This is a genomic window from Cryptosporangium sp. NPDC048952 (assembly GCF_043197895.1).
GTDB lineage: Bacteria > Actinomycetota > Actinomycetes > Mycobacteriales > Cryptosporangiaceae > Cryptosporangium.
This window is the reverse complement of the sequence record NZ_JBICTY010000005.1, coordinates 508310-531096: the sequence shown is the minus strand read 5'-3', so window position 1 is coordinate 531096 and position 22787 is coordinate 508310. Positions and strand designations below refer to the sequence as shown.

24 protein-coding genes and 2 pseudogenes are annotated in these 22787 nt (G+C 70.8%); 9 read left to right on the top strand and 17 right to left on the bottom strand.

Annotation, left to right across the window (positions count from 1 at the left end):
- Positions 1 to 9 precede the first annotated feature (9 nt).
- The 5 genes from ACGFY5_RS29220 to ACGFY5_RS29200 form a co-directional block, all read right to left on the bottom strand.
- A complete protein-coding gene (locus tag ACGFY5_RS29220) occupies positions 10 to 759 on the bottom strand; it encodes an SDR family NAD(P)-dependent oxidoreductase (protein ID WP_392724722.1) in 750 nt (249 codons plus the stop codon).
- 2 nt (positions 760 to 761) lie between these two features.
- Positions 762 to 1589 carry a fumarylacetoacetate hydrolase family protein gene (locus ACGFY5_RS29215; RefSeq protein ID WP_392724721.1) on the bottom strand — a complete coding sequence of 276 codons (828 nt, stop codon included), beginning with the start codon at positions 1587 to 1589 and terminating at the stop codon, positions 762 to 764.
- A gap of 43 nt (positions 1590 to 1632) precedes the next feature.
- The gene (locus ACGFY5_RS29210) at positions 1633 to 2373 is read right to left on the bottom strand and encodes an IclR family transcriptional regulator (RefSeq protein ID WP_392724719.1); all 741 of its coding nucleotides are present in this window, start codon (positions 2371 to 2373) and stop codon (positions 1633 to 1635) included.
- A gap of 128 nt (positions 2374 to 2501) precedes the next feature.
- Positions 2502 to 4202, bottom strand: a complete 1701-nt coding sequence (locus ACGFY5_RS29205) for a hypothetical protein (protein ID WP_392724718.1) — start codon at positions 4200 to 4202, stop codon at positions 2502 to 2504.
- A gap of 73 nt (positions 4203 to 4275) precedes the next feature.
- Positions 4276 to 4710 (bottom strand): CGNR zinc finger domain-containing protein, encoded by a 435-nt coding sequence (locus tag ACGFY5_RS29200; protein WP_392724716.1) that lies wholly within the window; start codon positions 4708 to 4710, stop codon positions 4276 to 4278.
- 62 nt (positions 4711 to 4772) lie between these two features.
- On the opposite strand from ACGFY5_RS29200, the gene ACGFY5_RS29195 reads away from it, so the two are divergent.
- Entirely contained in the window at positions 4773 to 5873 is a 1101-nt protein-coding gene (locus ACGFY5_RS29195) for an epoxide hydrolase family protein (RefSeq protein WP_392724714.1), read from the top strand.
- Here the strand turns inward: ACGFY5_RS29195 and ACGFY5_RS29190 are convergent.
- The 3 genes from ACGFY5_RS29190 to ACGFY5_RS29180 form a co-directional block, all read right to left on the bottom strand.
- Positions 5848 to 6891, bottom strand: a complete 1044-nt coding sequence (locus tag ACGFY5_RS29190; protein ID WP_392725061.1) for an NAD(P)-dependent alcohol dehydrogenase — start codon at positions 6889 to 6891, stop codon at positions 5848 to 5850. The two genes, ACGFY5_RS29195 and ACGFY5_RS29190, sit on opposite strands and share 26 nt — an antisense overlap.
- Before the next feature lie 30 nt (positions 6892 to 6921).
- Positions 6922 to 7695 carry an SDR family NAD(P)-dependent oxidoreductase gene (locus ACGFY5_RS29185; RefSeq protein WP_392724712.1) on the bottom strand — a complete coding sequence of 258 codons (774 nt, stop codon included), beginning with the start codon at positions 7693 to 7695 and terminating at the stop codon, positions 6922 to 6924.
- Between the two features lie 70 nt (positions 7696 to 7765).
- Entirely contained in the window at positions 7766 to 8419 is a 654-nt protein-coding gene (locus ACGFY5_RS29180; RefSeq protein WP_392724710.1) for a TetR/AcrR family transcriptional regulator, read from the bottom strand.
- A 100-nt stretch (positions 8420 to 8519) separates the two neighbouring features.
- Here ACGFY5_RS29180 and ACGFY5_RS29175 point away from each other — a divergent pair, with 100 nt between their 5' ends.
- From ACGFY5_RS29175 to ACGFY5_RS29165, 3 genes are all read left to right on the top strand, one after another.
- Complete coding sequence (locus ACGFY5_RS29175) at positions 8520 to 9413, top strand: SDR family NAD(P)-dependent oxidoreductase (protein ID WP_392724708.1); 894 nt, start codon at positions 8520 to 8522, stop codon at positions 9411 to 9413.
- A gap of 173 nt (positions 9414 to 9586) precedes the next feature.
- Positions 9587 to 10276: a hypothetical protein gene (locus tag ACGFY5_RS29170; RefSeq protein WP_392724706.1), complete on the top strand. Its 690-nt coding sequence runs from the start codon at positions 9587 to 9589 to the stop codon at positions 10274 to 10276.
- A 5-nt stretch (positions 10277 to 10281) separates the two neighbouring features.
- Complete coding sequence (locus ACGFY5_RS29165; RefSeq protein ID WP_392724704.1) at positions 10282 to 10779, top strand: MarR family winged helix-turn-helix transcriptional regulator; 498 nt, start codon at positions 10282 to 10284, stop codon at positions 10777 to 10779.
- Here the strand turns inward: ACGFY5_RS29165 and ACGFY5_RS29160 are convergent.
- Both ACGFY5_RS29160 and ACGFY5_RS29155 read right to left on the bottom strand, forming a co-directional pair.
- Complete coding sequence (locus ACGFY5_RS29160) at positions 10740 to 11435, bottom strand: DUF4142 domain-containing protein (RefSeq protein ID WP_392724702.1); 696 nt, start codon at positions 11433 to 11435, stop codon at positions 10740 to 10742. The two genes, ACGFY5_RS29165 and ACGFY5_RS29160, sit on opposite strands and share 40 nt — an antisense overlap.
- 72 nt (positions 11436 to 11507) lie before the next feature.
- Positions 11508 to 12077 carry a TetR/AcrR family transcriptional regulator gene (locus tag ACGFY5_RS29155; protein WP_392724701.1) on the bottom strand — a complete coding sequence of 190 codons (570 nt, stop codon included), beginning with the start codon at positions 12075 to 12077 and terminating at the stop codon, positions 11508 to 11510.
- Between the two features lie 85 nt (positions 12078 to 12162).
- Here ACGFY5_RS29155 and ACGFY5_RS29150 point away from each other — a divergent pair, with 85 nt between their 5' ends.
- Positions 12163 to 13044, top strand: a complete 882-nt coding sequence (locus ACGFY5_RS29150; RefSeq protein WP_392724700.1) for an SDR family oxidoreductase — start codon at positions 12163 to 12165, stop codon at positions 13042 to 13044.
- 39 nt (positions 13045 to 13083) lie between these two features.
- Positions 13084 to 13860, top strand: coding sequence for an SDR family NAD(P)-dependent oxidoreductase (locus ACGFY5_RS29145; RefSeq protein WP_392724698.1), 777 nt, complete (start codon positions 13084 to 13086; stop codon positions 13858 to 13860).
- Positions 13861 to 13863: 3 nt separating this feature from the next.
- Here ACGFY5_RS29145 and ACGFY5_RS29140 read toward each other — a convergent pair whose 3' ends face one another.
- Entirely contained in the window at positions 13864 to 15330 is a 1467-nt protein-coding gene (locus ACGFY5_RS29140; protein WP_392724697.1) for a carboxylesterase/lipase family protein, read from the bottom strand.
- Positions 15331 to 15482: 152 nt separating this feature from the next.
- Between ACGFY5_RS29140 and ACGFY5_RS29135 the strand changes: the two are divergent.
- From ACGFY5_RS29135 to ACGFY5_RS29125, 3 genes and pseudogenes are all read left to right on the top strand, one after another.
- Positions 15483 to 16085, top strand: a pseudogene (locus ACGFY5_RS29135) (VanZ family protein); the annotation flags it as partial.
- Complete coding sequence (locus ACGFY5_RS29130; protein ID WP_392725059.1) at positions 16062 to 16235, top strand: prevent-host-death protein; 174 nt, start codon at positions 16062 to 16064, stop codon at positions 16233 to 16235. The pseudogene ACGFY5_RS29135 and the gene ACGFY5_RS29130, both read left to right, overlap by 24 nt.
- Positions 16232 to 16339: pseudogene (locus ACGFY5_RS29125) on the top strand (PIN domain nuclease); the annotation flags it as partial. The gene ACGFY5_RS29130 and the pseudogene ACGFY5_RS29125, both read left to right, overlap by 4 nt.
- A gap of 44 nt (positions 16340 to 16383) precedes the next feature.
- Here the strand turns inward: ACGFY5_RS29125 and ACGFY5_RS29120 are convergent.
- The 6 genes from ACGFY5_RS29120 to ACGFY5_RS29095 form a co-directional block, all read right to left on the bottom strand.
- Positions 16384 to 16626 carry a hypothetical protein gene (locus tag ACGFY5_RS29120; protein WP_392724696.1) on the bottom strand — a complete coding sequence of 81 codons (243 nt, stop codon included), beginning with the start codon at positions 16624 to 16626 and terminating at the stop codon, positions 16384 to 16386.
- Positions 16623 to 18500: a penicillin-binding transpeptidase domain-containing protein gene (locus ACGFY5_RS29115; RefSeq protein WP_392724695.1), complete on the bottom strand. Its 1878-nt coding sequence runs from the start codon at positions 18498 to 18500 to the stop codon at positions 16623 to 16625. The genes ACGFY5_RS29120 and ACGFY5_RS29115 overlap by 4 nt, the downstream gene beginning before the upstream one ends.
- Positions 18501 to 18558: 58 nt before the next feature.
- On the bottom strand, positions 18559 to 18891 hold the full coding sequence (locus tag ACGFY5_RS29110; protein WP_392724694.1) for a hypothetical protein: 333 nt from the start codon (positions 18889 to 18891) through the stop codon (positions 18559 to 18561).
- A 163-nt stretch (positions 18892 to 19054) separates the two neighbouring features.
- Positions 19055 to 19198: a hypothetical protein gene (locus tag ACGFY5_RS29105; protein ID WP_392724693.1), complete on the bottom strand. Its 144-nt coding sequence runs from the start codon at positions 19196 to 19198 to the stop codon at positions 19055 to 19057.
- An 86-nt stretch (positions 19199 to 19284) separates the two neighbouring features.
- Positions 19285 to 19968 carry an alpha/beta fold hydrolase gene (locus tag ACGFY5_RS29100; RefSeq protein ID WP_392724692.1) on the bottom strand — a complete coding sequence of 228 codons (684 nt, stop codon included), beginning with the start codon at positions 19966 to 19968 and terminating at the stop codon, positions 19285 to 19287.
- Positions 19969 to 19983: 15 nt separating this feature from the next.
- Positions 19984 to 22698: an AAA family ATPase gene (locus ACGFY5_RS29095; protein ID WP_392724691.1), complete on the bottom strand. Its 2715-nt coding sequence runs from the start codon at positions 22696 to 22698 to the stop codon at positions 19984 to 19986.
- Between the last annotated feature and the right edge of the window lie 89 nt (positions 22699 to 22787).

Here is a 22787-nt window from a genome sequence, read left to right as displayed (position 1 = left end):
TGGCTGGACTCAGCTGCGGGGGCGGAGGCGGAGGCCCTGCATGCCGCCGTCCACGGCTAGTTCCACGCCGGTGGTGGAGCCGGAGCGCGGGGAGGCGAGGTAGACCACGGCCTGCGCGATCTCGTCCGCGCTCACCAGGCGTCCGTGGGGCTGGCGGGCCTCCAGCGCAGCCCGTTCGGCCGCCGGGTCCGGCGCACTGTCCAGCAACCGCCCGACCCACGGCGTGTCCGCGGTACCGGGGTTCACCGCGTTGACGCGGATCCCGTCCGCCATGCCGTCCGCGGCCATCGCGCGGGTCAGCGCCGACACCGCGCCTTTGCTGGCCGAGTACACCGCACGCTGCGGCAACCCCGCCGTGGACGCGATCGACGCGGTGTTGACGATCGCCGCGTGGTCCGACTCCCGCAAGGCAGTCCATGCCGCCCGGGACACCCGTGCGGTACCGACCACGTTGACGTCCAGCACGCGGTGCCACTCGTCGTCGGTGCTCTGCTCCACCGACCCCTGGGCTCCTATGCCGGCGTTGTTGACCACGATGTCCAGCCCACCGAACGCCCCTGTCACCTCTCCTACGGCGGCACGCACCGTAGCGTCGTCAGTGATGTCGGCTCGGACGTAGAGCACATCGGAGGGACCGGTGTCCGCGAGGTCGAGTACCGCCACGCGGGCGCCTTCGGCTTGAAAAGCCGTCGCGATCGCCAGGCCGATGCCGGACGCGCCACCGGTGACCAGGGCGCGGAGGCCGTCGAGTTCGCCCATTCTCAGGCCTGCCGGAACGTGTGGCGCTGGCGGCCGAGACCGGTGATCTCGAGCTCGACGACGTCGCCGTCGCGGAGGTACGCGCCGTCGGAGCGGCCCATCGCGACGCCGGCGGGAGTGCCGGTGTTGATGACGTCGCCGGGGTAGAGCGTCATGAACTGGCTGAGGTACCAGACGACGTGCGCGACGCCGAAGATCTGGTTCTTGGTGTTGCCGTTCTGGCGGAGGTCACCGTTGACCCAGAGTTTGAGGTCGAGGTCCTGGGGGTCGGCGACGTCGGTCTCGATCCAGGGTCCGAACGGGTTGAACGTCTCGCAGTTCTTGCCCTTGTCCCACTGGCCGCCGCGCTCGATCTGGAACGTGCGCTCGCTGACGTCGTTGCTGACCGCGTAGCCGGCGACGTGCGCGAGCGCCTCGTCGGGGGACGCCAGGTAGCGGGCGGTGCTGCCGAGGACGATCGCCAGTTCGACCTCGTAGTCGGTCTTGACCGAGGTGCGCGGGATGAGAACGTCGTCGTTCGGGGCGTTGACGGTGTCGGGCGCCTTCATGAACAGGATCGGCTCGGCCGGGGCGGTCGCACCGGTCTCCTCGGCGTGGTCGGTGTAGTTCAGGCCGATGCAGAGGATCTTGCCGATGCCCTTCAGCGGGGGCGCGAAAGTCTCGGGCGCGTCGATCGCCGGCAGCTCGGCCGACCGGATCGCCTGCAGCGCCGAGGGGGCGAGCACCGCGGGAGTGACAGCCGCGTGCAGCGGGCGCAGGTCGTACCACTGGTCGTCGCGGTGGACGACCGGGAAGTCGCCTCCGGCGGTGCGGGCGTGGGCGAGGCGCATGCGGGCATCCCTCCGAATTCTCAGTGAGTGAGACTGCATCTCACTAATCTGGAATTACTCTAGCCGCCGGGACCGGCGGGAGATAGCCGAGGCTGGCAGAAATTCGCGCGGCGGCGTCCCTGACCTGCGGCCCGACCTCATCGAGGACCGGGTCCATGCGTTCGGCGACGCCGGCGACGCTGAGGGCTCCGACGGGCTCGCCGGTGTGGTCGCGGATGGGGGCGCCGCAGCAGCAGCTCGAGGGGTCGTATTCGCGGCGGTCTTCGGACCAGCCGCGGGCGCGCATGACGTCGAGCTTCTTTTCGAGTTCGGGGGTCGTGAACGCGGAGCGCCGGGGTTCCGGCAAGGCCATGAGGTACGCCCGCCCGAGGGACGTGGTGGCGAACGGGCGCGTGCCGCCGGGGTGTGCTCCGACACTCACTGTCCGCAAGGGGTGCTCGCGGGCCACGAACACCATCTCGGCGCCGTTCGGTACCGCGAGGTTCGCGGTCTCCCCCGTCGCCTCGACGAGCTCACGCAGCACCGGAATCGCCACGTCACGCAGGTTGACCGACTCGAGCGCGGCGGCCGCCAACTGGGCCGCGACCGGCCCGAGCCGCACCGGGCCGCCGTGCCCCTCGCTGATCAGCCAACCTTCCTCACGCAGCCGCTCGACGAGGCGGTACGCGGTGGCGCGACTCAGCCCGAGCGCGTCGGCGATACCGGACACCGGCAGCCGCCGATGCTGCGCGACCAGCCGCAGGATGCCCAGCCCACGGTCGAGCGCGCCGGGTGCCGAAGTCATGCGGCCAGACTAGGCCGTGCGTCGAAGGTTCAGGCCGTCGTGGCCGTGCTCCAGGCGGCGAGCCGACAACGCGGTCGGTCGTCGTCTGGAGCGCGGCCACGACGGGCTGCTGGCCTTCGATGCACGGCCTAACGGCGCATTGCCTCGCGGACGTTGACGGAAAGGACGAGCAGCGCCGCGCTGAGGAACACGATCGTGAACACGTAGCGCCCCTCGAACCACAGCACGGCGAGCACAGCCACCGCGACGATCGCGACGAACAGCCGGAGCAACACCGCCAACAGCTTCTTCTTGACGAGGCCCTCGACGGCGATCAGCAGCAGGAGCAACACCAGCGCGGCGTCGGGGCCGCGACTGATCAGCGGTGACACGACCGCGGCGACGGCCAGCAGCATCAGCGGCGTGCTCAGCACCGCCCACCACGAGCTGAACCGGGCCCGCAGCCCGAACATCGGCTCGATCGGCACCCGCCGGTGCCGCAGGTGGGCGTGCGGGTGCTGCGCCGGCGCCGCGTCGATCGTCACCTGTTCGTCCGCGAGCCGGATCCGCTCCATGCGCAGCCCGAGCAGCTTCTTCTCCCGCCCGGCCAGCGCTGTCACCTCCGGGGCCGCGACCGGCAACCCGGCGGCGTCGACGGCGAGCTCGGTGCGCAGTTCGTCGATCTCGCTGTCGATGGCGGCGACCCGATCGGCGTTGCGGCGGGCCCGGATCTCGACGAGCGCCCGCTCGGCCTCCGGGCTCGGCGCCACCTTCGCCAGCCCGGCCCAGCCGACCGGGTCACCCCAGGACGCCCGGACCGAGCCGTCCCGCGAGTAGCGGGGACCCGCCGGACCACGTTCGCCGCCGAGCCGGTCGCGGGTGTCGCGACCCCACAGTCCCCGGTAGTTGCGCACCCAGTCGGTCTCGTCGTCGATCAGCACCGTGTTCCAGGCCTCGGGCTGCCCGGGCCCGATCGCGCGGCCGTCACCCCGGGCGTAGTCGACGTACGGAATTCCGACGCCGTGCGGGTCCTTCGTCGCCCACGGCACGACGTGACGGGCGGTCCAGCGCAGCGCGTCGACGACACCGCCGAGGCGCGGCGGGCGCACCGTGATGAGGTAGTCGCCGGGCAGGTAGGCCCCGGAGTGCGAGCCCGCGCCCGCGAACACGACCGGGTGACGTCCGTCGATCAGGCTCAGGTCCGGGTCGTCCCAGCGCCGACGCAGGTCGTCGCCGACCTCGTCGTGCGCGGCGAACACCACCCAGCGGGCGGGGGGCAGCTCGGCGTTCCCCGTGCCGTCGAGGTAGACGGTCACCTGCTCCCAGTCACCCTCGTGCTCGTTGACGCCGCCGAACGCCGACCGCCAGTTGTTGAAGCTGTAGAAGAACCAGTACTGGCAGACGATCCATGGGTCGTCGCGGTACACGCGGCCGTAGTAGGTGGGCAGGTCGGTACGCAGGTGCTCGCGCTGGAGCAGGAACGAGCGCGCCGCGCTTCCACCGGGGACACTGCCGCGGAACAGCAGCGACGCGCGGTTCGCGGTGTCGATGAGGCGCGCGGTGAGTCCGACCGACGCCAGGCGGCTGGCCCGCGCGAGGTGCGGCGGGCGCTCCCGCAACGGGAGGTGCGAGGCGACGAGGCCCTTGCCGTTGCCGCCGATGCCCGACAGCGAGAGCCGCAGGCCCTGCTCGGCGCCGGCCGCGTCGGCCAGCTTGCCGAGCGTCAGGCTGCCGGCCGGCATCTCTTCGACCTGGCCGACGCCCGCCTCGGTGCGCCACAGGCCGGCCTGCGCCACGTAGTGCTCGACCGAGACGGGGAAGAAGTACTCGCCTCTGGTGTATCGCAGCACCGGCTCGTAGGCACGCAGCAGGCGCAGGTCGTCGTCGATGGTCGTTCCCTTCCGCGGCGGCGCGGGCCTGAGACTACTTCGCCTGCTGGCGACGCTCGCGGTAGGTACGGGTCTTGTGGCGATTGCCGCAGACCTCCATGTCGCACCAGCGGCCGCGACCGCTGCGTGAGGTGTCGTGGAACGCCCACCGGCAGTCGGGCGCGGCGCAGAGCTTGAGCCGTTTCCAGTCTCCCTGGGCGACGCTCGTGGCGACGGCTTCCAGGACGGCGTCCAGCTGGGGAGTGCCGGTGTGGGCCGTGAGCCGGAGCTCACCGGTTGCCCCGACTTCCAAGCGCAGCGGATAGGCGCTGAGATCGGGCGCGTCGCCGGAAAGCGCTTCGCGAAGGGCCGTGCGCAGGGCTTTCGCGGTCTCGGGACCCTCCAGCCGGTCCGCCGGGACGTGGTTCTCGCCGTGACGGCTGAACGTCCGCTCGTCGAGTGTGTTGAGGAATTCCACGACCAGCTCCACGACACCACTATATCTCGATACCGGTGTTGACATCTCGCCGACACCGGTAATAGCTTTTAGTGGTGTTGAACATCTCGGAAGCTGACCTGCAGGACCTCCGTGCCCGACTGCGGGCGACGCGCTGGGCCACGCCCTGGCCGCTCGCCCCGTGGGAAGCGGGCACCGACGGCGACACGTTGCGCCGGTTGGTCGAGTACTGGGCGTCGGACTACGACTGGCGCGAACACGAGGCGGCGATCAACGCGCTGCCGCACCACGAGGGCGCTGTTCACTACCTGCGCTTCGACGCCGAACGCGCGGACGCACCACCGCTCCTGCTCGCCAACGGATGGCCGAGCACGTTCCTGGAGCTGACCGGGCTGGCGTCGCGGCTGTCGTCGCCGTCGCGCTTCGGGGGCCGCGCGGAGGACGCGTTCACGGTGATCGTCCCGTCGCTGCCGGGGTACGGGTTCTCGCCGCAGCGGCCCGCCCTCGAACAGGCGCCGCACACCCACGACCTCTGGCACCGGCTCATGCACGACGAGCTCGGCTTCGCGCGGTACGGCGTCCACGGGTCCGACATCGGCGCGGGCGACGTCAGCCGCCTCGCGCAGGCGTATCCGGACGCGGTCGTCGGCCTCCACCTCCTGGACGCCGCCCCCCCGGCGTCGTACGACGCCGAAGGGCTCACCGACGAGGAGCGCGCCTACCTGGACGAGGAGGCGGCGTGGAGCGCGGCCGAGCGCGGGTACTCGCTGGAGCAGTCGACCCGCCCGCTGACGCTCGCCCAGGGGTTGTCCGACTCACCGTCCGGCCTGCTCGCGTGGATCCTCGAGAAGTACCGCGCATGGAGTGACGACTTCTCGAGTTTCAGCGACGACTTCGTGCTCACGCAGGCGTCGCTGTACTGGTTCACGAACGCCATCTCGACGTCGTTCCGGCCGTACTACGAGCGGTACAACCGGCTGGTTCCGGCGGTCGAGCGGGTCGAGGTGCCGACCGCGTTCGCACGTTTCCCCGCCGACCTCGGCGCCCGGAAACCCCGCAGTTGGGTCGAGCGCAATCATGACGTCGTGCGGTACACGGTGATGCCGCGCGGCGGCCACTTCGCGGCGCACGAGGAGCCCGAACTGCTCGCCGGCGACATCACCGCGTTCTTCAGCGCAGTGTTTCCACGTCGATGACGAAGCGGTACCGCACGTCCGAGGAGAGCACCCGCTCGTAGGCCTCGTTCACCCGGTCGGCGTCGATGACCTCGACCTCCGGCGCGATGCCCCGCTCGGCGCAGAAGTCGAGCATCTCCTGGGTCTCGGCGATCCCGCCGATGTTCGAGCCGGCGAACGAGCGGCGGGCGCCGATCAGCGCGAACGCGGGCACCTCCAGCGGCTCCGGCGGCGCGCCGACGCTCACGAACGTGCCGTCCAGACGCAGCAGACGCAGGTAGGACGACATCTTGATCTTCGCGCTGACCGTGTTGATGATCAGGTCGAAGGTGTTCCGGAGCTCCTTGAACGTGGCCGGGTCACTCGTGGCGTAGTAGTGCTGGGCACCGAACGCCAGCCCGTCGTCCTGCTTGCTCAGCGTCTGCGAGAGAACCGTCACCTCGGCACCCATCGCCGCGGCGATCTTCACCGCCATGTGACCCAGACCGCCCAGTCCCACCACGGCGACCTTCGAGCCGGGACCGGCCTTCCAGTGCATCAGCGGGGAGTACGTGGTGATGCCCGCGCACAGCAGCGGCGCCGCCGCCTCGTACGGGATCGACTCGGGCACACGCAGCACGAAGTCCTGGTTCACGACGATGTGCGTCGAGTAACCGCCCTGCGTGATGGTGCCGTCCCGGTCGGTTCCGGCGTAGGTCTGGATGTTGCCTTCGAGGCAGTACTGCTCCTGACCGGCCTTGCAGTTCTCGCACTCGCGGCACGAGTTGACCATGCAGCCGACGCCGACCCGGTCGCCGACGGCGTGCCCGGTGACGTCGCTGCCGACCTCGGTGACCTCGCCGACGATCTCGTGGCCGACCGTCTGCGGGTAGGTGATCCGGCCCCACTCGGCGCGAACGGTGTGGATGTCGGAGTGGCAGATACCGGCGTACCGGATCTCGATCAGGACGTCGTGCGGGCCCAGGTCACGGCGCTCGATCGTGGTGCGCACGAGCGGGTCGGTGGCCGAGGTCGCGGCGATGGCGTTGACGGTACGAATGAGAGTCTCCCCGGAGCGTGATGTTCGCCCTCAACGATAACGGGAGGCCAGTTCGGGGCTCTGGGCGCCGAACACTTCCAGGTCCGCGCGGAAGACCGCGTCCAGCAGACCGGCGTCCTCGACGCCCGGGGCGCACACGACCTCGCCGAGCTCCAGGCCGCGCAGGCTCGCGGTGACGACGTCCTCGGCGCTCATCCGCGGCACCGCGCTGAGGTCGAGGCCCTGCACGGTGTGGAACTCGGTGGCCACCACGCCCGGGCACACCACCTGCACGGTGACGCCGGTGCCCTCCAGTTCCGCGGCCAGCGTCTGCGACATCGCGACCGAGTAGGCCAGGCTCCCGCCGTAGACCGCGCGCCGGGGCATCTGCGCGTGCGGCGCCGGGCCGCTGAACGCGATCATGCCGGCGACGTTGACGATCGTGCCCTCGCCGCGTTCGATCATGCCCGCCACCACGGCGCGGGTGAGCAGCGTGGGGGCGAGCACTTTGACGTCGACCAGCTCTGTGGCTTTGGCGGCGGGCAGGTCGGCGAGCGGCATGTAGTGCGCGACGCCGGCGTTGTTGACGAGCATCGTCAACGGCTCGGTCGCGCAGACCGCGGCGACCGCGTCGATGCCCTCGGCGGTGGACAGGTCGGCGGCGAGGACGCGGACGGTGACGTCGGGGTGCGCGGCGGCGAACTCCTCCAGGCGCTCCCGGCGCCGTCCCACGACCACCAGGTCGTATCCCTCGGCGGCCAGCCGCTCGGCGTAGGCCCGCCCGATCCCGGACGTCGCGCCGGTGACGAGTGCGTATTTGCTCATGCCCCCATGCTGCGACCAGCCGGAACGCCGAGGAAGCACCCCGCCGTACCTGGGACCACCAGGACCAGGATCAGCGCGGGAGAAGGCCGAAGAGGGACGTGTCCACGGCCAGGCGGAGGTTGGCGCGGAGGTCGAGTTGGATCGTCGCGAGTTCGGGGTTGGCCTCGTAGGCGGCGAGCAGCGCCGGGGGCGGCGGGGTGTAGGCGGACAGCGCGCCGGCCACGACCAGGGTGTGCAGGCAGAACACCTGGGCGCTGTCGCCGAGCTCGGGCAGGTGCTGACGCATCAGGTCGGTCATCGTCTGCAGGTTCTCGAGCGACGCCCGCTTGTAGCGCGTCACGACCTCGATCGAGACGTTGTGCTCCAGCACTCCGCCCTGCGCACCGAACAGGCCGCACAGCACCGGACGCTCGGCCAGTGACCGGCTGAGGATCTCGGCCACCTGCCCCGCCGCCTGCTCGCCCGGCTCGACGCCCTTCGCCAGGTCGTCCGACAGCTCGGTCAGCCAGACACGCAGGAAGTGGTCCAGCAGTTCGAGCAGCACCGCTTCGCGGGACTCGAAGTACCGCAAGACGTTCGACTTCGCGAGGCCGACGCGTCGACTCAGCTCGTTGAGGGTCACGTCGGCGACCGGCATCTCGTCGAGCATCGCCGCCGCCGTGTCGAGGATCGCGCGGCGCCGGGCCTCCCGCTGCTCCTCGCTGCGGGCGCGCTGGAACGTCATGCAACCGATCCTAGCGTAAAGACCGACGGTCTCTTGACAGCAGACCGTCGGTCTCTTACCGTCGGAGAAGTAACAGACCGATGGTCTTTAGGAGGACGACATGACCTGGACCGAGCGCGACATCCCTGACCAGACCGGCCGCGTGGCGATCGTGACCGGCGCCAACACCGGACTGGGCTACGAGACCGCCCGCCTGCTCGCCGACCGCGGGGCGGCGGTGGTGCTCGCCGTGCGCGACACCGAGAAGGGCAAGCAGGCCGCCGCCCGGATGACCGGCGACGTCACCGTGCAGGCGCTGGACCTGACGTCGCTGGAGTCCGTGCGCGCGGCCGCCGCCGACCTGCGCGCCGCCCACCCGCAGATCGACCTGCTGATCAACAACGCGGGCGTCATGTACACGCCGAAGCAGACCACCCGGGACGGCTTCGAGCTGCAGTTCGGCACCAACCACCTGGGCCACTTCGCATTCACCGGCTTACTGCTGGACCGGCTCCTGCCGGTGGCCGGCTCCCGAGTGGTGACGGTCAGCAGCGTCGGTCACCGCATCCGTGCCGCGATCCACTTCGACGATCTGCAGTGGGAGCGGTCGTACAGCCGGGTCGGGGCGTACGGACAGTCCAAACTGGCCAACTTGCTGTTCACCTACGAGCTGCAGCGCCGGCTCGCGACGCACGGCACGACGGTCGCGGCGGCCGCCCACCCCGGCATGTCCAACACCGAGCTCGTCCGCAACGCTCCGGCGACCCTGCGGCTGCCGCTCACCTGGCTCGCCCCCGTCGTCACCCAGAAACCGTCGATGGGCGCGCTGCCCACAGTGCGTGCCGCCGCCGACCCCGCCGTTCTCGGCGGCCAGTACTTCGGCCCGTCGGGAATCGGCGAGGTGCGTGGGTACCCCCGGCTGGTCACCTCCAGCCCGCAGTCCTACGACGTGTCGGTTCAGCAGCGCCTGTGGTCGGTCTCCGAGAGCCTCACCGGCGTGAAGTTCCCGGTCTAGCGACCGACTGGTACCTGGATCGACGAGGCCTGGCCCGCCGCCGCCGAGCGGTAGGACCCGCTGCCGCGTCCGAGCAGGAACTGCCGTCGGCACGCGTGGAGCCGCGGCTGGCACGCCTTCGCCGAGGACGAGCGGCTCCGTGCCGCTTCCACCGCGTTGCTAGCCTCCGCAGAGTGACCCGACCCAGGCTGTGGATGATGGCGCTCGCGGTGACGCTCCTGGCCGCGTGCACGAGCGAGGCGTCGGCGAAGCCCGTACCGACACCGAACTGGGTCACCGCGCCACATCCTGCACAACTCGAAGTCACGCCCGCCCGGGCGCAGGAGATCGTCGCCGGGTGTGGGCGCAGTTTCAACAACGACGTGACCGGCAGCCTCTACAACCTCGTCGGCACCCCCGACAAAGGCTGGGCGCTGATCTACTCGCGTGCCCGGGTCCTCGTGTGCGAGCTCAACGGCGACGGCGGCCCCTACAACGCGGGCGGCGGCGGTGGTGAGCCGCTCGCCGAGAGCCTGAACTGGGTGCCGGTCCCCTTTCAGGTCGACGACGACAGCGCCGGCATCCGGGAGGGCAACGGGAGCTACCGGGTCGTCGCGGGCCGCGTCGCCCCGGGCACCCGAGGCGTCACGGTGACGGTGGGCAACCAGACCCAGTGGGCACAGACCGTCAACGGAACGTTCCTCGTCGCCTTCGACACCAAGCGGACGTCCGCGGCGGCGCCCCGGATCAGCGCCGTCACCGCGGACGGCATCGCCGACCCCGGCGAGAACTCACCGCCCTGCCTCCTGACCCCGGACGGTCACCGAATCGACCTCGACGGCTCGAACGCGACCCGGTGCGCCCCCGCCGTCCGCTGGCGGTGAACCCGATGGAATCGGCGCTGGTGGATTCGCTGATGGCGATGAGCCGCGTGCTCGTCGGGCTGACGGCACGGTCGCTCGGCGACGTCCAGGTCGACGTGACGCTCCCCCAGTACCGCATCCTGGTCGTCCTCGCCTCCCGGGCGCCGCTGCGCACGGTGGACCTCGCCGCGGAACTCGGCGTGACGCCGTCGACGGCGACCAGGAACTGCGACCGGCTCATCCGCCGTGGTCTGGTGCGCCGGTTCCAGCGTGCCGACGACCTGCGCGTGTCGTGGCTGGGCCTGACGCCCGAGGGCACCGAGCTGGTCGCCGTCACCATGCGTCAACGGCGCGCGGCACTCGCCGAGCTCGCCGCGCACATCACCGCCGACCAGCCCGAGCTCGTCACGAACGCGCTGGACAGCCTGGTCGCCGCCGCCGGGGAACTGCCGGACCCGGAGTGGTGGCAGCGCCTGGAGCACGGTCAGGGCAACACGTCGGCCGCGACGGAGTCGAACGTCTGAGGCTTCACCAGACCGGTGTCCTCCATGACCTCCATGTGGTCGGCCACGGTCCGGTCGGCCTCGATCGCCAGGTCACGGATGACGCTGTTCTGCGTCGTCGCCCGCACCTTCGCGATGACGACGAACACCTTCCCGTGCGAGTCCCGGAGCTGGTTGGCGAAGAACTGATCGAACTCCGAGCCCTTCGACGACTCCAGGCGATCGAGCCACGACTGCTGATCGGCGGTGGGCTTGTCGGGAATGGGCACCTTCAGCGCCGCGGCGATCTCCCGGACCATCTGATCGAGCCGGGAGTGCCCCTCCATCAGGTGCATTCCGGCACGCTTGACCTGCTCCATCGAGCCGTTCTCCTGCGCGAGCCGACCCGCCGGGAGCTCCCACAGGTCGGCCTGGCGCACCTTGACGAGCAACTGCTTGTCGAGCTCGGTCACCGGACCGGACGACGCCGCCAGGGTCGCGTCCACCGGCGTCGCGGTGTGGGCGGAGTGGTCGGTCGTCACCTGCGTCGTGGTGTCCGCGGCGGCCGGTCCCAGGCCGAAGTCGGCCCGGAACACCCACGCGGTAGCCAGTGCCGCCACCAGCATCGCCCCGGCCGCCACACCGGGTGGCCCGGCGCCCTGCATGCCCCGTCGTCGCGTATGCGATCCCTGACGCATGTCGCCTCCTCGCTGTCGACCACTACTCAGGAGGACGCAGCTGCGGAGGGTTACGTTCATCTATGCAAACAATTAGAGCGACGCGCTGGCCGCCCGGAGCTCGTTCAGGGCCTCGACGGCATACGGCGCCAGCCCGCTCTCACTGTCGTCTTCGGACCACTTCGCATAACCCCGCTTGAACGCGAGCACGCCCAGCTCGGCCGCGAGCTGGGCGATCGGTTCGGCGACACCGCGGTCGACGAGAGCCGCCGTCATCGCGATCGCGAGACCGACACTCTTGAGCGCGTCACGTTCCTGCAGTTCGACGCTGGCGGCGACAGCGGCTTTCAGCCGGGGACCGAGCTCCCGGTTCAGCGGACCCATCATGCTCGACGCCCGCTCGAGCCCGGCGGCGACCGCCTCGAGCGGGCTCGCGTCCGCCGACGCCTCCGCGATCCCCTCCGCCAGTAGCCGGCTCAAGGCGTCCTGTCCCGCGACGAGGAGCTCACGCTTGTCGGGGAAATGCCGGAAGAACGTGCTCTTGGTGACGCCGGCCCGCTCGGCGATCTGCGTGACGGTCGTGGCGTCGTACCCCTGCTCGGTGAACAGGTCGACAGCAGCCAGTACGAGCCGCTCCCGCGCTCCCGGTTCCCATCGCGCCACACCCCCATACTAGTCGATGGGACCGTTGTCCCATCACCGCGCTACAGTGATGGGACAACGGTCCCATCACTGACAGGAGAACGCCATGCACGTGTTCGTCACCGGCGGCACCGGCCTGATCGGTTCGGCGGTCGTCGCCGAACTGCTGAGCTCCGGCCACACGGTCACCACGCTCGCCCGCTCCGACGCCTCCGCAGTTGCCGCCGAAAAGGCCGGCGCGACGCCACTGCGCGGGCACCTCGGCGACCTGGAGGCTCTCCGCGCCGGAGCCGCCAACGCCGACGGGGTGATCCACCTGGCCTTCCGCAACGACTTCAGCGGCCCCGACGCGCTCGCCGCAGCGGTCGCGGAGGAGAGCGCCGCGATGGCGGCCCTCGGCGAAGAGCTCGTCGGCAGCGACCGCCCCTACGTCACGGTCTCCGGTACCCCGTGGATCCCCGGCCGCACCTCCACCGAGCAGGATCCGCTGCCGACCGACGGCCCGGTAGGCGGACGCGGGCGCGCGGTCACCGCGGTTCTCGGCCTGGCGTCGCGCGGTGTGCGGAGCACCGCGGTGCGCATGCCACGGACGGTCCACAACGAGGGCAACGGCGGCTTCGCCGGCCTGCTGACCGACATCGCCCGCCGCACCGGGATCTCCGGCTACGCGGGTGACGGCACCCAGCGCTGGCCGGCCGTGCACGCGCTCGACGCCGCAGTCCTGTTCCGCCTGGCCCTGGAGCAGGCCGAGCCGGGAACGTCCTGGCACGCCGTCGCCGACGAGGGCGACCGGGTGCGCGACATCGCCGCGGTCATCGGCCGACGCCTGAACCTCCCGGTCGAGGCGGTTCCCGAGGAGACCTACGGCCCGCTCGGCCCGATCTTCGCGGCCGACCAGCCGTCGTCGAGCGCCCACACCCGCGAAGCGCTCGGCTGGAAGCCGACGCACCCGAGCCTCCTCGAGGACCTCGAACACCTTCAGCAATAACCCGGGAACCAGAACCGCGGTTCACTACAGTGAGGCCCCATGGACATCAACGGCGCAAGCGCCCTCGTCACCGGTGGCGCGTCGGGTATCGGTGCCGCCGCGGCCCGCCAGCTCGCGGCGAAGGGCGCGACCGTCGTGGTCGCGGACCTTCAGGTCGAGAAGGGTGAGGCCCTCGCGAAGGAGATCGGCGGCGTTTTTATCAGGGTCGACGTCACCGATACCGACCAGATCAAGGCGGCAGTGAACGCCGCGACCGAGCTCGCCCCGCTCCGCGCGGTCGTCAACTCCGCCGGTATCGGCTGGGCGCAGCGCACCGTCGGCCGCGACGGCGAGTTCGACTCCGCCCACGACCTCGATGCCTTCCGCAAGGTCATCGCGATCAACCTGATCGGCACGTTCGACGTGACGCGGCTGGCCGCGACCGCGATGAGCCGCAACGACGCCGACGAGGACGGCGGCCGCGGCGCGATCGTCAACCTCGCGTCGGTGGCCGCGTTCGACGGTCAGATCGGCCAGGCGTCGTACTCCGCCTCGAAGGGCGGCATCGTCGGCATGACACTTCCGATCGCCCGCGACCTGTCCGCGGTCGGCGTCCGGCTCAACACGATCGCGCCCGGCCTGATCGACACCCCGATCTACGGCGAGGGCGAGGCCTCCGACGCGTTCAAGGCGAACCTGGGGAAGAACGTGCTCTTCCCCAAGCGCCTCGGGGTGGCCGACGAGCTCGCCAGCATGGTCGTCGAGCTGATCACCAACAGCTACATGAACGCGGAGGTCATCCGCGTCGACGGCGGCATCCGGATGCCTCCGAAGTAGAGCTCAGCTCCACGCGCGCCGTTCGGCGGCCACCGGGTCCTGCGCCACCTCGAGCTTCTCCCCGAGCAGTCCGATCGTCCGCTCGGGAGGGCCGTAGGCCGGCCACCCGGGGTCGCCGTCGGTCGCGAACGCGACCCAGATCGCGTGCGTGCGATCCGCGACCGCCTGCGACGGTTCGCCACCCACCCGCGGCGTCACCGAGGCGCAGTGCAGGTTGTCGAAGACGAACGGTAACTCGACGCCGTGGCACGCCCCGAGGTTCGAGTTCGCGTTCGGGTCCGGATAGTCGAACCGGTACACCCAGGTCCGGCCGCGGTGCGCGTCCGCTACCGCGAGAGCAGGCAACGCAAAAGTCCAGTCACCGACGACGCGCGCCAAGGCGTCGCCGGGGGTGGCGTGTGCCTGCCGGTAGTACCGGATCCCGTCCTCGGGAAGCCCGTACCCGCCGGCGGCGAGAGCCAGCGTGGCGTCGTCGATCAGGTCGATCGTCTGGGCGGCGACCAGGAACAGCCGTGCCTCGTCCCGGTTCCACCCGGTCAGCAGCGGCACGTCGGACACCGCCTCGAGCGGGTGGACGGGAAGAACGTCCCCGTCGACGACCGGCGCAAACGGCAGCAGCGTCTGCGCGATCGTGCCCCACTTCGCGGGGTCGGCGTTCGTCTGTACCTCGACGACCAGGTCCGACGCCGCCTGCACGAGCCGCTCCAGCGGAACGCTCTCGAAGCCCTCGCGGGTCGCCGGCACGCCCACGATCTCGGCGAGCAGGCCGCTGACCATGCGTCCCTGCTCCGGCGTGATCGTGTGCAGCGCCGCGCCGGACTGGGTGATGGCCTGGGAGAACAGCCCCTGCGCCGCGGGCATCGCCAGCAGCGTCGTGATGCTCATCGCGCCGGCCGACTCACCGGCGACCGTCACCCGCGCCGGGTCACCGCCGAAGGCCGCGATGTTCTCCTGCACCCACCGCAGCGCCGCGACCTGGTCCAGCAGACCGCGATTGGGCACCGTGTCGTCGTCCAGAAAAAGAAAGCCCTCGGCGGCGAGCCGGTAGTTGACCGAAACGAACACGAGTCCGTCGCGCGCGAAGCGCGCACCGTCGTACTCCTCGATCGAGTTCGAGCCGTTCATGAACGACCCGCCGTGGATCCAGACCAGGACCGGAAGGCCGTCCGCGGACGGATCGGGCGTCCAGACGTTGAGGTTCAGGCAGTCCTCGCCCGGAATGACGACCTCGGGGAAGAGCGGCTGGTACTGGGGCGGGTAGTCGCCCTTGGGAACCGTGGGGCCGAGGGTGGTGGCGTCGCGGTCGCCTTCCCACGCCTCGACGGGCACCGGCGGCCGCAGACGGTGCGCGCCGAACGGCGGTTGCGCGTAGGGGATCCCGAGAAAGGCGGCGACTCCGTCGTCCACCCGCTTCCCGACGAGAAAGCCGCTGGAGATCCGGAGTCTTAAGTGGTCATCTCGCTGCGCCATCTGCTGCCTCCTTGCACCAAATCCGCCAGATGGTGCAGCGTAACGCCCCTATCCGACCGGGAGCGCTTCGTTCGCGCGGGTGCAGCGGCCGGCTGGCCCGTCTACGCAGGACGCATACGCGGACGATAGGGGGTCTGCGGTTCGATGGGCGGATGCGCCGCAGAGTCCTGTTGTTGAGCCTGGCGATCCTCGGACTCGCGTATGCGGTGTTCTCCCTGCGTCGGATGTTTCTGATGTCCGCGCCGCGGTGTTTCGCTGGGCACTGGCACGGCTGTTACGACACCGAAAACGGCGTCGTGCTGATGACGCTGGTGCTGCTGCCGGTGCCCGCGCTGGCGGTGTGGGTGCTGGCTCTTCTGCGGCCGGGCGCCTCTCCGTGGCGGACGTCGCTGGCCGAGGTGAGCATGGTCTACGGGACCGTGCCGTTCGTCTGGCTGGCGCTGATGCCGGGGCTCGGTGCCGGCGTCGTTCCCGGCCGGGTGAGCCTGGTCCCGCTGCAGGACCTGGCGACGATGCCGGCTCTCGGGATCGCCGGCAACCTGGCGTTCTTCGCGGCACTGGGGTTCTTCGCGCCGATGCGGTTCGCGGCCGTTGCGTCCGTGCCGCGGGTTCTCGCGCTCGGGGCGGGCTGCTCGTTGCTGATCGAGATCGCGCAGTACGTCTTCCAGTTGGACCGCGTCTCGTCCGTCGACGACGTCCTGGTTAACGCCGTCGGCGCCGCCCTCGCAGGACTGGTGTCCCGCCCCTGGTGGCGAGCCCGCGACGCCGCGAAGATCGTCCCCCTCGTCCGCAGGGTCGACCGTCGAGGAATCGGCTCGCTCGCCGGTCAGGTCGACCTGTCAGGCGACAGGGACTCGCCCGAGACCAACGACCGATTCGCCGACGATTTCGGCATTCCGACGTGAGTCTTCTCCTCGACACCCACGTCGCCCTCTGGGCACTGGCAGCACCACACGAACTGAGCGATCAGTTCCTCGACCGTCTTCGCCACGATCCGGACATCTACCTGCAAGTACGACGTCCAGACGCTGACGGTCTGACATCCGAACGGCGTCAGGGGCGGTTGAGGGCGAAGATCGTCGCCATCAGGACCACGTAGGCGACGGCCAGGGCGGTGAGCAGCCAGACCACCGTGCGGGACGGGCGGGCGAATCCGAATACGCCGGCAGCGACGAGGAGCAGCGCGCCGACGTAGATCAGGGCCGCGTGTTCGTGGCCCTTGCCGAGCCAGCTCCCGGTGAACAGACCGACGAGCGCCAACAGGATCGCCGCTCCCCCGGCGATCCGGGCACTCACGTGCGCAGCCCGCGGAGGAACTTCTCGGCCACGGGCACCGACACCGAACTGCTGTGACCGCCGCTCTCGACGAAGACCGCGAACGCGATGTCACCCTGCCAGCCGACCCACCACGCGTGCGCGTGATCGGGGTTGTTGTCGAACTCGGCGGTGCCGGTCTTGCCGTACACCGGGGCGCCGGGCACGTCACGCAGGGAGGTCGCGGTGCCGTCGGTGACGACCTGGCGCATCATCGCGCGCAGCGGCTCCACCGCGGCGGGCTTCAGCTGGGGCCCGGGGGCCGTGGCCGGCTTGTCGACGAGGGACGGCGGCGTCCATCGGCCGGACGCCACCGCGGCCGTCGCCGAGGCCATCGACAGCGGGCTCACCACGGTGCGGCCCTGACCGAACGCGGCCGCGGCACGCTCCGCTGCGTCGCCTCCGGTGGAGACCTTGCCGGAGAACGCCGGCAGACCCAGCTCGTAGTCCGCTTCCAGGCCGAGCATGCGGCCGGCGTCAGCCAGGCCGTCGGGGCCGAGCTTCGGGGCGAGTGCGGCGAACGCGGTGTTGCACGACTGGGCGAAGTCGACGCGGAACGGCACGTTGCCCAGCTCGAAGTCGTCGAAGTTCGTGAAGTCGCGGCCACCGGCTGCGAGGTGCTTGGGGCAGGCGACGGTGTCGTCGGCCTTGACAGCGCCCTGGTCGAGCAGGCCGAGCGCCGACACCATCTTGAACGTCGACCCCGGCGGGACCTTGGCCTCGAACGCGGCGTTGAACGACCCGCCGTCGGGTCCGTTGGCGGCCGCGACCACACTGCCGTCGCTGATCCGGATCGCAACCAGGGCGCTCTGCTGGGTGATGCCGTCCAGCGCGGCGTCGGCGGCGGTCTGGACGCGTTGGTCGAGCGTGGTGCGGATGGTCTGGCCGGGCTTCGGCTGGGAGGTGAACACTGTCGCTTTCTCACCGATTGCGACCGTTACGCCCGGGGTGCCGCGGAGCTTCTGGTCGAACGCGGCCTGCAGCCCGCCGTGCCCGACGTGGTCGCCCACGGCGTAGACGCCCGGTTTCGCGGTGAGGTCTTCCTTCGTCGCGTCCGAGACCGAGCCGAGCAGCGCGCGGGCGAACTGCCTGGTCGGCGCGAGGTCACGCGTGCCCTTCTGGACCACCACGCCGGTCACGGCGCTGATCCGCGTCGCGATCTTGTCGTACGCCTCCTGGCGGAGCACCACGACGTCGACAGCGATTCCGGGTTTGGCCTTGGCCAGCCGGGCGGGCAGGTCTGACAGGTCGACGTCGGTGTCGATCGACGCGAACGCGGCGGTCAGCTGCTTGGCGGCCGCGGCCGCGTCGGTGACCTTGGCCGGGTCGAGCAGCACGGTGACGATCGGCCGCGGGCGGACGATCGGGCTTCCGGCGTTGTCGAGGATGCCGCTGCGGGGCGCCTCTTCGCGGCGGACCGAGAGCGTCTCGCCCGTCGTCAGCTGCTTGTGGACGAGCGCCGGCTCCCAGACGACGTTCCACGTGTCGTCGTTCTCGCGCAGCCGCACCGACGTGTCGTACGACCAGGTGACGCCGCCCGGCAGGGTCCAGGTGACCTTGACCGTGCTGGTGGCGTTCTCGTCCTTCACCGACGCGTCGCCCGCGCGCTCCAGTTTCGACGGCGCGCTGGGGAGCTCGGCGGTGACCTTCTTCAACTGCGCGGTGACGTCGGCGGCCGGAACGGACTTCCCCGCCGGGTCCACGAAGCCGACCTTGTCGAACTGGCCTTTGCGCCAGCCCGCGAGAAAGGCGTCGACGGAGGGCTCGGGGTCGTTGCCGCCGCTGCAGGCCGTCAGGGAGCCGGCGACCAGAGCGCCGATGACGACGGCGACCATCCGGCCTTTGTGAGCGTTCATCGGTGATATGTCTCCGGTCGTGGACAGATCGGAAGCGTACGCGGGTGCCGCAACGGCGTCACTCGACGGAACTCACAGAGTGCAGCACCCCTCCGACAAGAATGTGTCCCGCCGGAACGGCGACCGGTAACCGAGGCGTCTCCAGCCAGTCGGGATTGGCGTACTCGTCCCAGGTCACGATGTCCGTCACGGCCGCGAACACGTCGGCGTCCCGGTTCTGGACCAGTGCACTCGCCAGGTGCAGATACGACCCCGGACGGGTGCCGTCGAACTCCTGGGCCAGGTAACTGATCTGCTCGCCGATCGCATGGCCGTGGTGGGGCGAGAGTGCGGCGGGGCCGGACAGCACCATCTGCACCGCGGTGGGTTCGCTTTCCCAGCGCGCGAGCAATGTCGGGAGCTGCTCGTGGACGGCGACGCGGACGTCCGTCCGCCCACCGGTCGGCGGCGCAGAGGAGCTCGACGTAGAGGTCGAGCCGCCGCGGCGCGCCCGACGGCGTCCATCGTGCGGTGGCCGGTCGCGTCGACCGGATAGGGCCCGTCGTCGACGGCGATCACCACCCAGCCACCGAGTGCCACGGCCGGGCCGTGACGTCGGCGAACCCGTACGCGGACAGGGCCTTCGCCAACGCGTCGGCGTGCGTCTCGTCGGGCACGACGTACTGGTGCGTACCCGCTAGGGCCGACCACCCGGTCATCGTGTCGCTTTCGGTCGGAGGAAGCTGCGGGCAGCGTGCCACGACCGCGCCACGGGGTCCGGCGGCCGGAGCCGCCGGACCGTGGCTCAGGCGCCCGCTGCCGCCGCCCGGACGAGCGCGACCACGCTCTCCGGATGAGAGACGTAGACCGCGTGACTGCTGGTCACCTCGGTCACCGCCGCCCCGATGCGCTCGGACATCGCCCGCTGCGCGACCGGCGGGATCATGTGGTCCTCCGTGGCGAGCAGGTACCAGCTCGGCCGCGAGCGCCACGCCGGCTCGGTGATCGGCCCGCCGACGGCCTCCAGGCCCCAGGGCAGCTGCGAGTCGGCCAGGAACCGGGCGTCGGCAGCCGGCAGGTCGGCGGCGAACGCGGCCGGGAACTTCTCCTTGTCGAGCAGCAGGAACCCGTCCACCGGCGGCAGGATCGGCGGCGTCGGCGCACCCGGCGGCGGGTCGGCGATCAGCGTGTTCACCGACTCCCCCTTGTCGGGCGCGAACGCCGCCACGTACACCAGGGCGGAGACGTTCTCGTGCGTCCCCGCCTCGGTGATCACGGCGCCGCCGTACGAGTGACCGACCAGGATCGTCGGTCCGTCCTGCTGGTCCAGGACGCGTCGGGTGATCGCGGCGTCGTCGGCCAGGGACACCGTCGGGTGCTGGACGACGCTCACCGAGTAGCCGTCAGCGGTCAGCAGGTCGTGGACGCCCCGCCACCCCGAGCCGTCAGCCCATGCTCCGTGGACGAGAACAACGTTACGAATACTCACTGGGACTCCCATCGTTTAGGCATCCGCAGTGAATCCCGACGCAGTGGACGATTTGTGAAGGGACACTTCACTCGGCAGCTGCGCGCGCGAGGTGATCCCGAGCTTCGCGAACACCTTCCGCAGGTGGTACTGGACGGTGCGGCGGCTGATGAACAGCCGGGCACCGATCTCCGGGTTGGACAGACCCTGGCTCGCCAGCGCCGCGATCTGCGCCTCCTGCTCGGTCAGCGTCGGCTGCTGCACGGCGTCACCCTCGGCCCGGACGGCGAAGCCGACCGCACCCAGCGTCTGAAACATCTGGTGCGCTTCGCGCAGATGCTCATGCGCTTCGTCCCGGCGCCCGCGACGCTCCAGCCACTCGCCGAACAGCAGGTGCGCGCGGGCGGTGTCGATCCGGCTGCGGGTCGCGCCCAGCAGCTCGATCGAGCGGAGATGGTGCTCCTCGGCGGCGTCGTCCTCGGCCAGCAACGCCAGGCTCCGCTGGTGGATGCCCTGCATCCACGGGGTGTCGATGGCGACGGCCCGCTCGGCCAGCCACTTCCTCGCGACGCGCAGCTCGCCGACGGCACCGGTCTGCCACGCCGCATCCAGCAACTCGGTCACCACCATCGACCCGACCAGCACCTGGTCGGATTCGAATGCCCGCTTCGCTGCTTCGAGGGCGACGTGGAACTGGCCGAGCGAATTGGCCAGGACGGCGTCGGCATAGTCGGCGCAGAAGCCGAAGAGCCCGCGCTGCGCGGTGATCAACCGCCGCACCTCGTCGCTGAACTTCCGCGTCTCCTCCTCGTCACCGCACCACGCGTGCAGAACCGCTTCGACGTGACGGTTGGTCCGGCCGGTCGTCACCGCGGCGACGGAGTTCGATTCGTCGAGCAGCGCCCGCGCCGCCAGCAGGTCGCCTTCGTGCATCCGGTAGAACGCCGTCCAGTTCAGCACCTGGGACAGCAGCGCGAGCGCCCCTTCGCGTCGGCAGACGACGATCTGGCGGGTGGCGAACGTGCCCCAGGCCTCCTCGTCCCACGTCTCCTCGGTGAGCGAGAGCATCTGCCGAAACACGCCGAACACCGACCAGCGTGCCGACGGCGCCGCCGCGACCAGGACGTCGACGGCCTGCTGGAGGATCGGCGCGGACGCCGCGAACCCCTCGGTGATCCGGACGTAGAGCCCGCGCAGCAACAGGTCGGTGAGGTTCGGTGGCCCCGCAGAGCGGCGGACCGTCTCCGCGACCGCCGCCGCTGCCCTCGCGAGGAGCGGATCGTGCGGCTCGGCGGCCCAGAACGTCGCGATCAAGGCTTCGAGGGAGGTCTCCCGCGCCTCCGGGCTGTTGCGGTCCGCGAACCGATTGGCGGCCGCGAAGACGAGGTCGACCCCCTCCTCGCGGCGGTGCTGCTCGATCGCGATCAGCCCGCGGATCCGCATGGCCCGTGCGGCCTGATCGTCGTCCAGTGGCCGCGATTCGACCGACTCCAGCAGGGCGAGGGCAGCGTCGTGCGCTCCCGAGTCCCGCGTCGCCTCCGCCGCGGCGATCATGCGGCGGGTCCGCAGTTCGGGCTCCACGGTCAGCGCGGCCGCGCGTTCCAGGAAGGCAGCTGCGGCGGCCAGACCGCCCCGGGCCTGCGCGCGGTCCGCGGACCGTTCGAGCTCGTCCGCGGTCTGTTCGTCCAAGCCGGGGGTCGCGTTGGCCCGGTGCCAGGCCCGGCGGTCCGGGTCGGGTGCGACAGCCGCTAAGGCGTCGTGCACCAGGCGACGCTGCTCGATGTCGGCGGCCCGGTAGATCGCCGCCCGCGCCAATGCGTCGCCGAACTCGACCCGGGCGCCGACGGCGAGCAGGCCGGACGCCAGCGCGGGCGTCACGGCGGACGGTTCCAGCCCGAGCCGGGACGCCGCGGCCCACAGCGTCGTGGGATCACCTACCGCGTCCGCGGCGGCCAGCAGCAGGAACTGACGCGCCGCAGCGGGCAGCGCGTCGAGGCGCTGCCGGTACGTGGCCTCGATCCGGAACGGGAGCGGCACCACGCCCGGGAACCGGAAGCCACCGGCCAGCTCCACCGGGCCGACGCCCCGGGGCCACTCGAGCAACGCCAGCGGGTTGCCCCGGCTCTCAGTGAGGATCGAATTCCGGATGGACGGGTCGAGCGGCCCGGTCAGCACCGAGTCGAACAGCTCACGCGCGGCACGGGCCGAGAGACCGGCCAGCGCGAGCGTCGGTATACCCCGAAAGTCCTCGGCGTCCTCCCGCGACGCGAACACGAAGCCGACCGCCTCGGTGTCGATGCGCCGGGCCACGAACGACAGCGCCAGCACCGTGGGCCGGTCGAGCCACTGTTCGTCGTCGACCAGGCAGAGCACCGGGCGCTCGCGCGCCAGGTCAGCGAGCAGCCTGAGCAGCCCGAGCGCGACCACGTACCGGTCGGGAACGCTGCCGTCCGCGAGCCCGAAGGCGACGCGAAGCGCGTCGCGCTGCGGCGCCGGAAGCCCGTCGATGCGGTCGGCCAGCGACCCGAACAGCTGGTGGAGGCCGGCGAACGGAAGCTCCGACTCCGCCGGTATACCGGTCGTCCGGAGTACGCGCAGTCCGCTCGCCCGGCTCTGGGCGTAGGTCAGCAGTGCGCTCTTCCCGATGCCTGCTTCACCGCGCACGAGCAGAGCGCGGCTGTGACCGGTACGGACGGCTTCGACCAATTCGTCGAGCGTTCGGCATTCGTCGTGCCGCCCGATCAGCCCCATAGTCCTTGCATCGTACGGTGCAAGCCTGGCTAGTCCACCGCCCTGACCTGGCTGGTTCGCGTCCTCGGCCATTCCCCTGGCGCCGGCCG